The sequence below is a fragment of the Enterobacter cloacae complex sp. ECL72 genome (assembly GCF_019056635.1).
GTDB lineage: Bacteria > Pseudomonadota > Gammaproteobacteria > Enterobacterales > Enterobacteriaceae > Enterobacter > Enterobacter hormaechei_C.
This window is the reverse complement of sequence record NZ_CP077659.1, coordinates 1674126-1687078: the sequence shown is the minus strand read 5'-3', so window position 1 is coordinate 1687078 and position 12953 is coordinate 1674126. Positions and strand designations below refer to the sequence as shown.

The 12953-nt window shown below is 54.3% G+C and carries 12 protein-coding genes; 4 read left to right on the top strand and 8 right to left on the bottom strand.

All coding sequences use genetic code 11. The features are described from left to right. Position 1: 1 nt before the first annotated feature. A complete protein-coding gene (locus tag KTH07_RS08200; RefSeq protein WP_003857369.1) occupies positions 2 to 193 on the bottom strand; it encodes a YnbE family lipoprotein in 192 nt (63 codons plus the stop codon). Continuing rightward, positions 190 to 2829 (bottom strand): YdbH family protein, encoded by a 2640-nt coding sequence (locus KTH07_RS08195; protein ID WP_023303674.1) that lies wholly within the window; start codon positions 2827 to 2829, stop codon positions 190 to 192. The genes KTH07_RS08200 and KTH07_RS08195 overlap by 4 nt, the downstream gene beginning before the upstream one ends. A 210-nt stretch (positions 2830 to 3039) precedes the next feature. On the opposite strand from KTH07_RS08195, the gene KTH07_RS08190 reads away from it, so the two are divergent. Beyond that, positions 3040 to 4029, top strand: a complete 990-nt coding sequence (locus tag KTH07_RS08190) for a 2-hydroxyacid dehydrogenase (RefSeq protein ID WP_017384525.1) — start codon at positions 3040 to 3042, stop codon at positions 4027 to 4029. A 178-nt stretch (positions 4030 to 4207) separates the two neighbouring features. Here KTH07_RS08190 and KTH07_RS08185 read toward each other — a convergent pair whose 3' ends face one another. Then, positions 4208 to 4381: a GnsA/GnsB family addiction module toxin gene (locus tag KTH07_RS08185; protein WP_032619737.1), complete on the bottom strand. Its 174-nt coding sequence runs from the start codon at positions 4379 to 4381 to the stop codon at positions 4208 to 4210. A 305-nt stretch (positions 4382 to 4686) separates the two neighbouring features. Continuing rightward, positions 4687 to 4965, bottom strand: coding sequence for a DUF1471 domain-containing protein (locus KTH07_RS08180; RefSeq protein WP_003857380.1), 279 nt, complete (start codon positions 4963 to 4965; stop codon positions 4687 to 4689). 227 nt (positions 4966 to 5192) lie between these two features. On the opposite strand from KTH07_RS08180, the gene KTH07_RS08175 reads away from it, so the two are divergent. After that, the gene (locus KTH07_RS08175; RefSeq protein WP_032619739.1) at positions 5193 to 5783 is read left to right on the top strand and encodes a DUF4142 domain-containing protein; all 591 of its coding nucleotides are present in this window, start codon (positions 5193 to 5195) and stop codon (positions 5781 to 5783) included. Between the two features lie 74 nt (positions 5784 to 5857). On the opposite strand, the gene KTH07_RS08170 is transcribed toward KTH07_RS08175, so the two are convergent. Together KTH07_RS08170 and KTH07_RS08165 are read right to left on the bottom strand one after the other, a co-directional pair. Then, on the bottom strand, positions 5858 to 7954 hold the full coding sequence (locus KTH07_RS08170; protein WP_032619741.1) for a pyrroloquinoline quinone-dependent dehydrogenase: 2097 nt from the start codon (positions 7952 to 7954) through the stop codon (positions 5858 to 5860). Between the two features lie 10 nt (positions 7955 to 7964). Further along, positions 7965 to 8330 (bottom strand): hypothetical protein, encoded by a 366-nt coding sequence (locus tag KTH07_RS08165; protein WP_023303671.1) that lies wholly within the window; start codon positions 8328 to 8330, stop codon positions 7965 to 7967. Positions 8331 to 8962: 632 nt separating this feature from the next. On the opposite strand from KTH07_RS08165, the gene KTH07_RS08160 reads away from it, so the two are divergent. Beyond that, a complete protein-coding gene (locus KTH07_RS08160) occupies positions 8963 to 10225 on the top strand; it encodes an amino acid permease (RefSeq protein WP_080496803.1) in 1263 nt (420 codons plus the stop codon). Positions 10226 to 10281: 56 nt separating this feature from the next. On the opposite strand, the gene KTH07_RS08155 is transcribed toward KTH07_RS08160, so the two are convergent. After that, on the bottom strand, positions 10282 to 11502 hold the full coding sequence (locus KTH07_RS08155) for an ISL3-like element ISKox3 family transposase (protein ID WP_000343760.1): 1221 nt from the start codon (positions 11500 to 11502) through the stop codon (positions 10282 to 10284). A gap of 134 nt (positions 11503 to 11636) precedes the next feature. On the opposite strand from KTH07_RS08155, the gene KTH07_RS08150 reads away from it, so the two are divergent. Next, a complete protein-coding gene (locus tag KTH07_RS08150; RefSeq protein ID WP_003857390.1) occupies positions 11637 to 11876 on the top strand; it encodes a DinI family protein in 240 nt (79 codons plus the stop codon). 320 nt (positions 11877 to 12196) lie between these two features. Here KTH07_RS08150 and KTH07_RS08145 read toward each other — a convergent pair whose 3' ends face one another. Continuing rightward, complete coding sequence (locus tag KTH07_RS08145; protein WP_023303668.1) at positions 12197 to 12943, bottom strand: molybdenum ABC transporter permease; 747 nt, start codon at positions 12941 to 12943, stop codon at positions 12197 to 12199. Between the last annotated feature and the right edge of the window lie 10 nt (positions 12944 to 12953).

The window sequence follows — 12953 nt, the reverse complement described above, 5'->3', positions numbered from 1 at the left end:
CTCAGAACAGATCGCTGCGGGATTTCAGCAGGGCTTCAACGTCTTTATCCACCTTGATATGGATTTCATGCTCGATTTTCACGTTCATGTTGATGGTGATCGGCTCTTTGGGCGCCGCCACTTCAATGCGCGGCGTGCAGCCTGACAGCAGCGCGACGACGGCCACGGTGAGTACACCAGCCCTCTTTTTCATTGTTGTTCCTCACTTTCCTTGCCTGTCGAACCGCGGAGAAGGGGTATCGCCGCATGTTGCTCAAACCATGTTTGCAGATTGTCCCCAAAGCGCAGGCTGCGCCAGAGGGTAAAAATGTTCTCTTCATGGGTGTAATTCAGATTTACGAAACTGCTTTTACCTTCGACGCGGCTGGTGCCTTTAATGGCCGCCTGCATGGTTAACACACCCAGATTATCCACATTGAGTTTTGTCCACGACTGCGAAATTTCCATATAGCGGAGCCAGTTGATCGCCGCCCCTGCAACCATATTGTCTTTCACAATGGCATCCGCCGTGTCCTGGTCGATGCGCAGCGTCATCGGCCCCGGGTTGGTCAGCCAGCCATCTTTAATGATCCATTTTTCATTGTCCAGCCAGAACGGCAGCGCGCCGCTCACCGGGCCGGACATGGCAAACTGCTTCGGATTCACCGCGCTTATGAGTTCGCTGGAGGATATATTATCCACGCGCAGTAAAGCCGGATCGTGCTGCGGCATTCTCAACTGCTGCATGGTTATTTTCCCGCCGAGCGCTTCCACCTTCACGTTGGTGAGCAGGAGCGGGTTCGCTTCGGTCCAGGGATAATCGCCCTGGAGATCCGCGGTGATATTTCGGGCTGTGACCAGGTTTTTCACCTCGTCGATTCGTAACGTTACCGGCCCGCGCGTGCCCAGCGACCAGGTACCCTGGCTTAAGCGGAACGGAAGAACAAAATCCACGCCGTTGATCTCGTTATCCGGCATCCACGCGCTGCCCGCTTTCAGCACCCCGTGCCCCCCGGCCTCAAACCCCTGATCGGGGGCCGCGGAGAAAGCCACCTGCGCGTACATTTCGCCGCCGCGCAGGGTCATTTTCCAGTCTGGCGGGATCAGCGGCTGAAACACCGTAAGAGACTGTTTTGGCCACCAGGCCTGACCGCGAAGGCGTTCGCCGTCCCAGCGTCCATTCACCTGGACCGGGCCGATGTCGTCCGCATGCAGGTTCCCTTTAAACTGGAACACCGTCGGGTCTGTCCCGTCAACACTGAAGGTCAAAACGGACGGCGGCAGCACGCTTCCGCCTGAAAAGCTTGTTTGCCCGGCGTTAAGCGCGAGCGCGCCGCTAAAGGTGGGGTTATCCGGGTCCCGCGACCAGCGCACCGGGTGATCCAGCACCAGGCGCGGCTTGCTGACCAGCATCGTACCGTACTGCAATTTGTCGAACCCCGTGGAAAGATCGGTCAGTTCGATAACGTTGTCGCGCCACTCCCCGGTTCCCCGGACATCCCAGCGCGCGTTCATTGGCGTGAAATTCCCTTTACCCCAGTAGCGCCACTGCCACAAACCGTTGTCCGGTAAAAAGTCGTTAGCCTGGCCGTCCAGATGCAGCTCAAAATCGCCCATCTCGTTTTCATGCGCCCGCAGAATGGCTTGCAGGCGGCCGTCCACGCCCTTCTGCGTGAGCTTCACGCCCGCCAGCGGCCAGCGGATCTCATCGATATCCAGCGAGTCGATGATGCGCCCGCGCGAGCGCAATAAAGCGCCGGGTTCAAACGTAAGCTGCGGATCGTAAAGGCTGCCGGTCAGCATCGCCGGGAGCCTGGCATACAGGATCAGATCGTTTTGCTTGGCTTCCCCGCTCAGGTGCAGCGGCATAGCGCTGTTATCCATACTGAGCGAGCCGGGACCGATATTCAGCACCGCGTTGCCCTTACCCGCATCCCCTTGGGTCAGCACGTTGAGCCGCCCCGTGAAGGTGGCTTTCTCCAGCCCCTGCTGCCAGTTATCCACTTTCAGCCCGACGCGTCCGCTCATTGGCACGCCGGAGGCTAACCAGTTCCAGCGTCCGTCGCTGATGGTCAGCTGCTGAGCGGTGATCTGCCACGGTAAATCGAGCAGCGGCTCGGGGTTGTCCCGCGCCATGACCACCAGCTGGCCCTGATTGTCCTCCCAGTCCAGATCGGCATCGACCAGCGAGGATAACTGTGGCACGTTAAAGGTCGCGACCGTATGCCCTTTCACCGGCACGCCGTCCGGCACCAGCGGCAGGGTAAATTCACCAACCAGCTTCACGGGCTGCGGCTGATCCGGCAGTTGCACATCGAACTGGCTGATGGAGAGGGTCTGGCCGCGCAACTGCCCCTTAATGCTCACCTGCTTGCCGTTATAGGTGATGTCCTGGCGGGCTGGCGTGAGTGAGGCTTGCAGCTCACCCTCCCACTGCTGCCAGGGAGAAAGGGTAAAGCGGTGGATGGTCAGCCAGGTGTTGGGCAGGATGGCCTGCCACTGCGCCAGCGTTTTCGGCGCCACCGTTGAGGGCGCCGATTGCGGTAATTTGCTCAGGCAGACAGAGTTAAGTGTAAGTGCGCCAATATCCAGATCCCAGCGGCTGGGATGTGACAGGGTCACGTTTTCCACGCGGGCAATTTCACACTCTTCTACCAGATAGCGGAGATCGGGGATGATCAGGGCGTGGCGCGTGAGCCGTGGGCTTTTTTCAAATGCGATGCGCGTTCCAACGGGAAGCCAGATCCCGGCAAGCGTGGGTACCCACTGGGCGAGCGTCATCAGCAGCGTCAGCGGCACAAGAAATAGCAGCAGTAATAGCGCGATTGCGGCTTTGTATTTACCCTTCATGGGCAGTTAATATCCTGATTTTGCGAAAAAAATAAGCCGTTCTTGCCGCTCATTGTCGCATGTTTAGCCAGTCAGTTGAAGGTAATGCCATTTTTAAGAGTAGATGCTCTACAATAATTCATAGAACTTATTGATTTCAATGAATTTTGAAAAATTGTAAGATAATTTTAAACATGTTAACGTGGTTCCAAAATCACTGGAGAAAGTCTTATGAAACTCGCGGTATATAGCACAAAGCAGTACGACAAAAAGTATCTGCAACATGTTAACGAGACGTACGGTTTCGATCTTGAATTTTTCGACTTTCTGCTGACTGAAAAGACGGCTAAAACCGCCCACGGCTGCGAAGGCGTGTGTATCTTCGTTAACGACGACGGTAGCCGACCGGTGCTGGAAGAGTTAAAAAAACAGGGCGTGAAATACATTGCCCTGCGCTGCGCGGGCTTTAACAACGTCGATCTCGATGCCGCCAAAGAGCTGGGTCTGAAGGTCGTTCGCGTCCCGGCCTATTCTCCGGAAGCCGTGGCAGAACATGCGGTCGGGATGATGATGTCGCTCAACCGTCGTATTCACCGTGCCTATCAGCGAACCCGTGATGCTAACTTCTCTCTGGAAGGGCTGACCGGCTTTACCATGTACGGTAAAACCGCAGGCGTGATCGGTACCGGCAAAATTGGCGTGGCCGCCCTTCGCATCCTGAAAGGATTTGGCATGCGCCTGCTGGCGTTTGATCCGTACCCAAGCGCCGCTGCGCTGGAGCTGGGCGTGGAGTATGTCGATTTGAAAACGCTCTTCTCGCAGTCTGACGTTATCTCCCTGCACTGTCCGCTGACCCCGGAGAACTATCATCTGCTTAACCAGTCGGCGTTCGACCAGATGAAAGACGGCGTGATGATCATCAATACCAGCCGCGGCGGGCTGATCGACTCTCAGGCGGCTATCGAAGCGTTGAAAACGCAAAAAATCGGCGCGTTGGGTATGGATGTGTATGAGAACGAACGCGATCTGTTCTTTGAGGATAAATCTAATGACGTGATCCAGGACGACGTGTTCCGTCGCCTGTCTGCCTGTCACAACGTGTTGTTCACCGGACACCAGGCGTTCCTGACCGCCGAAGCGCTGATCAGCATTTCGGAAACCACGCTGGGGAATTTGCGTCAACTCGAAAAGGGAGAAGCGTGCCCGAACGCGATAGTGTAAGCCTGGTAACCCGGGTGGCGGCTACGCCCTGCCCGGCCTGTGGATTGCGTTAATTGTAGGCCCGGTAAGCGCAGCGTCACCGGGCTTTTTGGCTTCAATCCTGCCACGCGCAGGATAGTCTTAGCTGACGTTTGCCGTTCTGATTTATCCAGTGTCCCGAAACAGGTAATAATTTCGCTTAAACAAGTTTGATTTTTACCTCATACCCCTCGAGGCCTGTCATGGCTTCACGAGCGATAAACTCAATTTCAGACACTTCCTGCCCTGTTTTTTTACGTAACTCTGAAATTTTTTTGGTTATAAGCGCTGAAATTTCTTCTTCTGCCTTTTGCGTCAGTGCGTCAACGTTCATGTTTACCTCTTGCAACCGTTTACTGTTTCCATTCTCCAGCAGGCGACAGCTAACGATTAACTGCCTTTCACCATAACTGTATGTAAAGAGTAGACTATCTGTGTAACGTATGCTGCCGTCGCATTTAAATATGCATTTAGATTGCATTATTTAAACAAGGTGTTATTGTCCCAAAGCCTTAGAGCACAAAAAAGACAAATATAAGAAAAGCTTTGACTCACACTCGCCCCGCATCAGGGGCATTTTTTTGGCTGTCTGTAAGCAAAAAACCCGCCAGAAGCGGGTTTTTGTGTTATTTGAGAAAATTATTTAAAGACTTCTGCGACGGCCTGGAAGTTAGGTCCATGCTCGCGGGCAGCGATAATGACGTAGTATTTCCCGCCCTTCTCGTCTGCCAGTTTTGAGAGTTTTTGATGAAGATCTGAAGGTGAAGAAATTTGTCCACCTGAAGCCCCTACAGATACATTACCAAGGTATTCAAGCTTGAAGTGGTGCGCTTCATCCTTGGAAATCATATCTGCCGCAGACGCGCCGAAGCTTGCTACTGTTAAAGCCAATACACTCCCTAATAGTGCTTTTTTCATATCATTCCTCCTGTTGATGAATCTATATATTTAACATTAGCAGCAAATATGTAAATGATCCGTATCAATATTGTAGAAGGATTGAGCATCACGACCAGCCATCACTGACCTGAACAGCGGGTACAGCAGGTTCATCTACTATACTGACCTGTGCAGTCGCCATTTATCTGCCGGTTGCGCCTGAAGCAATTGAAACTTACCTGTACCATGACCATCAGGAGAACAATATGCACACGAGTAAAACCCTGAAAAGGCTGCTAGCCGTATCAGCAGTTGCAGCAATGTTCAGCACCGTTGGCGTACAAGCCCAGACAACCAGCGCCGCGCAAACTCAAACTGCGGACCAGGCTCAACCGGACGCCAGACTCAGCTCCGGCGACGAGAAAGCATTGAAGGACATGGCGCAGGCCAATATCAACGAAGTTGCCGCCGCCAGGCTCGCCCTCGACAAGGCCCAAACCAGTGAAGTGAAAACATTCGCCCAGAAAATGGTCGACGATCACGGCGCCGCGCTGACCAAAGTCCAGACCGTTGCCCAGAAAAAGGGCGTGGAGCTGCCGACCGAACCAGACGCCGCGCATAAAGCCCTGAACTCAAGGCTGGAAAACCAGCGCGGTGACGCTTTTGACAAAATGTATATGGAATATGCTGGCGTGAAGGACCACGAGAAGGTGCTGTCGAAGCTTAAGAGCGACGCCAGTAAAATCGACGATCCGGATGTGAAGGCTCTGGCCAACGAGCACACTCCGGTCGTTGAGCAGCATCTGAAGTCCGCCGAGCAGATGTCAACGCGTGCTGGCGCATCAGCCGATAAATAACGCGTCGGTAAAACGACTACTGCAAAATAAAGTGGGGCCCGCAGGCCCCACGCTTATTTCCCCTTCCTGCTGAATTATTCCGGCAAGGCGTAGACCACCACCTGATCGCCCACCTGATCCTTCAGGATCGTATTCCCGCCTGCCACGAAGGCCACATACTGGCGACCTTTATATTCATAGACGGACGGGTTCGCTACCGCCGGAGCTTCGGCCTGATCGGACCACAGCTCTTCACCGCTCTCTACCGAGTAGGCACGCACTTTGGCATCCATTGAAGCACCGATGAAGATCACGCCGCCCGCCGTCACTGCCGGACCACCAATGGTAGGCGAACCCCAGCTTTCCGGCATGAAGAAGCCATACTGCTGGGAGGAGCCAACCGGACGACGCCATTTCACATCGCCCGTGTGCATGTCCAGCGCCACGATTTCACCAAACGGCGGTTGCCAGCACGGCATGCCAAGCCAGTTGCTCGCCACCAGCAGACGCATACCGTACGGGGCGCCTTCCTGTGGGGCAAAGCCGCTTTCGTTGCCGGAGTCTTTGTCTGCGTTATCGTAATCCTCACGGCTGTACAGCTTCACGTACTGGACGATATGCGAGGTGTTGACGATGGCGATCTGTTTTTGCGGATCGAACGCCACCCCGCCCCACTGGACGCCGCCGGCGCTATCGGGATAGGTGAGCGTGCCTTCGCCTTTGGTGGTCGGCGGGGTATACATTCCTTCATAGGTCAGGTTATCCCACAGGCGGGAGCACTGGCCGCCACCGACGATATCCGCCAGCTTCCAGATTTCCGGTTTTTTCGACTGGTCGAGCAGCGGCGCGGGTTTGGTCGGGAATGGCTGCGTGGGCGAGAGAACTTCACCCTGAACCGACCCATCACCCTGCGGAACCGGACGTTCTTCGATTGGCCATACGTCCTCCCCCGTCAGGCGGTTAACCACAAACAGGAAACCCTGCTTGGTGGCCTGCACCAGCGCCGGGATCTGCTTGCCGTCTACGGTGATGTCCATCAGCGTCGGGGCGGAGTTGATATCGTAATCCCAGACGTCGTGGTGTACCCACTGACGGGACCAGACCACTTTACCGGTGTTGATGTCCAGGGCGGTGGTCGAGGTGCCAAGCGGAATAGCGTCCACGCGGTTGCCGCCCCAATAGTTGGGAGACGGCGATGAGACCGGGAGATAGACCAGCCCGTTGGCCTCATCGGCGGACATGTGCGTCCAGACGTTGGCGGTACCGGTACGCTTGCGGATCTCTGCCGGGATCGCCTCAAAGGTCCACTCAAGCTTACCGGTCTGGGCGTTGACTGAAAAGACGGTGCCCGGAGGGGCTTCGGCATAGGCCCAGTCTTTCCCGGCCCAGCCCACCAGCAGATGGTTGCCGACAACGGTTGGCGGTTGCAGGACAGAGAGCGGATACTTCGCGTTAACGGTGTTCCACTGGTTCAGATCCAGCACGCCGTTGTCCGCAAAGCCGCTGCACGGTTTGCCTGAATCGGCGTCCAGCGCAAAAAGCTTGCCGTCAACGGTGCCCATATAGACCATCTTCTGGCATGCCTCACCCGTCACCGGATTTTTGGCCTGCCAGTAGGAAACGCCGCGGTTTTTCAGCACCGGCTGGGTCAGCGCCTTGCGCGACGATTTGGTGTCATAGTGCCACTTCTCTTTACCCGTCCCCGGATCCAGCGCAATCAGGCGATCGAATGGCGTGCCGATATAGAGCGTATCGTTGGCGAAAATGGGCGTTGCGGACCAGACGGTAGCTGGCGTATCGCCTTTACCATCCGAGACGTCGCCGGTATGGAACTCCCAGACTTTCGTTAATTTCCCGACGTTATCCGCCGTAATTTGGGTCAGGGGACTGTATTTCTGCGCGTTAAGCTGGCCGTGGAAGCTGTCCCAGGTGGCGGTGCCGGGCACCAGCGGCGTCGCTGGCTGGCTGGCCGAGGCGACTCTCTTTCCATCACCGCTGCCGGTTGAGGCATCGTCGGTGGTTTTTGTGGTTCCGGGCGCCTGCTGATCGGCCGCATCAATGTTCAGTGATTCCTGTGTCCCCTGCGAGGCTTCAGCGGCCTTATCCTGCGCCTGTAGCGCGAGCGGAGCGACCAGCAGCGCCAGCGCCGTCATGCTGACTTTTATGAAGGGATAATGCTTATCGTTGTGCACGGGCGGCTCCTCAGCTTCTGACGGGATGGTTGTAACGAGCGGAATGGCTGCTCAGCATAATCAGACCAATCAGGCCGACCACCATGACTGCCGTTATGATGTACTGGTGCAGCAGCGCGGCGGCGAAAGCAATACCCGCCAACACCACCAGGGTGACAATAATCAGAAAAACGCGCGCCACGCGACGCGATGCCGCACGTAACATAAAGGTCAGGATCGCCAGCACTACGTTGGCAATGATCACGCCCAGTGCGCCAATGGTGCCAGTGACGCCGGTAAGCGGCGTCCACCAGGCGTATAGCGCTACCGCGAAGGCTATTATCGCGGTCAGCAGCAGCAAAATGCTGCCGACCCGCGAGGATTGAGAATGCAACATACCAGGAAACCCCCTCTAAAATGCAAAATTGACCATTATTAAGGCGTTTTCGTGAATATATACCCCTGCTGCCCGTCGCTATTAAGGGAACGCGACGTGTGGAGCGGCGGCATATTTCACTAAACGTAACTGAGTATAGAAGAGGATTTTCTTATGGGGCGTTTAATAGCAGGCATACGACGTCCTTAACCCCTTCGCCACCATAAAGAGAGCGTTATGTTACAAGACGGTTCGAAAGCTACGAGCGGGTTACGCGATTGTCTACATTCTGTTTTTTAATTTCAGGCATAACGGGATAATTTCACGCCCAATAAAATAATTAAATAAGCCCCCCTTCAATATGATGGCGCCTTATGGTACTTAATAAAACAGGGTGTTTATTCTTTAATTAACAGACGTGCAGGCAGGGAAAGTCAGTCGTTATTTGTTCGTTAATTTAACAAATCCCTTTCTTAATTAACCGCCTGTTAAAGCATCGTCAAAGAATAACGATAGTTATTGCAGGCATACACATAAGGTTTTCGGTATGCAACATCAAACCCCTCCCACCCGTGACGTAATGGCGCAGCGACGACTACAGACAGATAAAAACTAAATAAGTCGTCGTCCCTCTAACAACGCGGTAAAATATGATGAATAAAGCCACAACTCTCTCAGCTAATATTACAACACGCTCTAACTGGCACTGGCAGGATAATATCTGGACGCTGGGCCTTTATGGTACAGCCGTCGGAGCGGGAACACTGTTCCTTCCCGTGGAAATCGGCACCCGTGGTCCGGTTATTTTTCTGGTTATGCTCCTGCTGGGGCTGCCGTTATCCCTGATCCCCCATTTACTCCTTTGTCGTGTGTATATGCGTGAAGAGAAGACTGAAAACGGCACGTTGCCGATCTTCGGCTCTTTCTTCAGCGGAAGGGGTGAAAAGCTGATCACCCTGTTCTATTGTGTGACCTTCTTCCCGGTAACCCTGGTTTACGGGGTGGCGCTGATTAATGCGCTGAGTAATTTAATGGTGGAGCATCTGCATATTACCGCCATCAGCCGTGGGCCATTGTCGTTTATCGTGGTTGCTGCGCTGTATGTGGTGCTTAGCAAGGGCCGGGACAGAGTCGTGGCCATTATGAGCGCGCTGGCGCTGCCGTTCGCGGCATCTGTACTGCTGATCGCCGTATCACTTATCCCGGGATGGCATCTGTCTAACCTGACCGATACGGCCGCTGAAATGAACGCCACGCCGCTGCCGGTAACGCTGAAAAATATCTGGCTGACGCTGCCGCTTATTACCTTCTCGTTTTGCTGTGCGCCTATGGTCTCCCCGCTGAGCTCTTACTACCGGGAGAGGAAAGCGGAGGGTGAGAAAAAGGCACTGTTCGTGATCCGTATCGCCTACTTAGCTATCTTCGCCAGTATCCTCTTTTTCGTGCTGAGCTGCGTGCTGGGGATCCCCCATGACAACTTTGTGCGAGCGAAGGCGGAAAACCTGAATGTGCTGTCGGTGATGAAAGGAAACGGTGATTTCAGCCTGATTTACCACATTGCCCCGCTCATCGCTATCATCGGTATGACGAAATCCTTCCTCGGCGTAGGTCTGTCGGTCGCACAAACGTTTGGTCAGCTGGCTGCCAGCGTATCCGGCAAAAAGGCCAACGCCAGCAAGCGGCTGGCCTCTCTGGCGCTGTTCCTGCTGACCTATGGCATTGTTTATGCCAATCCGGATGTGCTCAGCCTGATTGAAATGTTCTGCGGACCACTGATCGCGGTGATCCTGTTCCTTATCCCGGCGTACCTCATATACACCCGCCCCTCGCTGGCAGAGCTTCGCGGCGTGACGGTGTTTTTGGTTGTTCTGGGCGGGCTGGCAACGCTGTCTGCATTGCTCTGGACAATGCTTTAGTCTGAACGCCGTTTGACTGTACCCATATGGGTCTTCCCCGATCATGGTGGGAAGGCTCAGAACGCCATATTCAGCTTTCCGTAGTGGAACATCACCCCCAGTTTAAAGCGCTCCCGGTTTCGGTATCCCCTGGCTTTTATCCTCAGCAGCCTGATCTTGCTGTTAAGTGCCTCCGCATTTCCGTTTGAGACACTGTGTCGCATCGCATTCAGGATCCCGTACAGCCTTTTTCCTATCGTTTTCGCGGCATTTTTCATCATGGGAACGTCACTGTTAGCCGCCAGCGCCAACCATCTCTGCCAGTCACTCCGTCTTTCCTCGCTCCATGGCCTGTTCCAGATATCCTTTGCCAGCTCTTTCAGCGCCCAGCACTGGCTCGTCAGCTTCATCTGTGCACGCAGCCACATCAGCTTTTCCTGCCGGGATTCGGTCATCCACTTATCGCTGTACTGCCACAGGAAGCGGGTTCCTTTTGCCTGGTGTCGGCTTTCAACAGGGAGGTGCGGATGTTCATTCTGACGGGTTTTATCAACTACCTCGCCCAGTTGCTTCGCCACATGGAAGCGGTCAAAGGCGATTTTCTCAACCGCACTGGGTAAGTGGATACGCGCTGCTCTTATATAGCCCGCGTTCATGTCCATTGAGAGCGTTTTGATAGCCAGCAACTGCCCATCAGTGAGCGTGCGAAGATAGCCGGCAAGACTCTCTGTGCCGCGATCATCCGTTAAGGCCAGCGCCCGACCATCGCGATCGGAGATCACCGTTATGTAACGATGTCCTTTTTTAAAGGCGACCTCATCCACATTCATATGACGGGCGGATAATGGCTTTTTTATCCGGGCAAGACCTCGCTTAACTGCCCGGGTCATAATGCCGTCAACCGCATTCCAACTGAGCTTAAGTTGCTTCCTGACAGCATCAACGGTGCTGATTTTCAGCCATGAGAGAACGAACGATTCGAATAGCAACGTATACCGGCTTCCGGGGCCAGCCCACGGAACAGGCAACGTCAGGCAGCCATGCTCCGGACACATAATTCGTGGAACATCGGCTTCAACAATAGTGGTGAACTGGCAGGTATCAAGATGGCGCCATTTACGATGACGGTGATCGTGAACAGAACAGGATTTACCGCAGGTCGGACAGGCTAGCCGGGTGTTTTCAGCGATCTCAATAGTGACAGTAACAGAACCGGCATTTTCATCGAGAGAAAGGGACTTTACCTGCCACGGATCGGACAGGTTGAGAATATGAGCGTAGAGGGACTTTTCGTCCATGGCGGTGACCTCTGGCGATTAAATACACCATTATCATGCCTTCAGCCACCACAACAAGGGAAGACCCACCCATATACAGTAGTATTTTACGTTCAGGCTGAATCACATGCGTAATATCCATAAGGTAAACAATCATGTTTGTGGAACTGGTTTATGACAAGCGAAACGTACAGGGGCTGGAGGGAGCCAGGGAAATCATTCTGGCCGAACTGACAAAACGCGTGCACCGGATTTTTCCTGATGCCAGCGTGACGGTTAAGCCAATGCAAGCGAACGGCCTGAACAGCGACGCCAGCAAAAGCGACCGTGAAAAGCTCAACCGCATGCTTGAGGAGATGTTCGAAGAGTCGGACATGTGGTTAATACAAGAGTAACCGGGCGCAAAGCCCGGTTCTGGCTTCGGGAGACAAAGAGCATACAACGTTAACTTTACGTAATTTCTTCCGCTATCGCGACGTACCGATTTACGCCTCCATGGTTCCCACAGCATAATCCCACCGATCCGATTGTAAGACATATCCAGCGCGCGCCACATTTTCTTCCTGCCCTGTACTTTCAGTCTGACTGACTGGGGGTTTCTGTGTGTGGCCTTTTATGAAGAATCCGGTTTGGGGTTATTCGAGATAGCCCGCTGAAATGGAAACGTGAGCAAGCTCATCCGCTATGAACGAGGAACGGACGATCTAAGGGGTGTTCATTTCCTGGCCATTCGTTTGCCAAGAGCAAAGCAGACTATTGGCAGGGGAAGCGTCACTACCAGCAGCATCCATAGCAAAGTATATACTGTGTCCACCCCGTCATTTTGCAGATTGGTATACAGCTTTACCGGTATACCCTGCGGGAAATAAGCAAAGATCATCACGATCCCGAACTCGCCTACCGCGCGAACCCAGGCGAGTGTTACGGCAGAAGCCAGACCAGGCAATGCCAGGGGTAATGTAAGAAAACGAAAGCGGTTCCAGGGAGAAGCTCCCAACGTTTGTCCCGCTTCAAGAATATTTTTGGGAACAGTGGCAAACGCCGAACGCGACACCACGATAAAATAAGGCAAAGCGCCGTAAACCTGAGCCAGCACAAACGCCGCCGGATTATTTACCAGCGTAGCTCCCAACAGTGAAAGCCAGCGGCCAATCACGCCATAAGGCCCGAAAGCCGAAACCAGCAAGATCCCCATTGCCAGCGGTGGCGTCAGCAGAGGGATCATCACCAGCAGTTCACCGATCAATCGTTTTCGACCCGTGGCTTGTGACAGCCACCATGCCACCGGCATGCCGATAAGAATGATAATTCCGAGTGCCAGCACACCCAGTCCCATAGAGACGGCAATGGCGCTGTCGTCGCGCCAGGCCAGCTTCAGATGATGCCAGGGCGTGACGCTAATCAGCGTGATAAAGGGGATACTTAACAGCAGGATAGCGGGCAGGGATAACCACCCCGCCACCCAGCCCGGT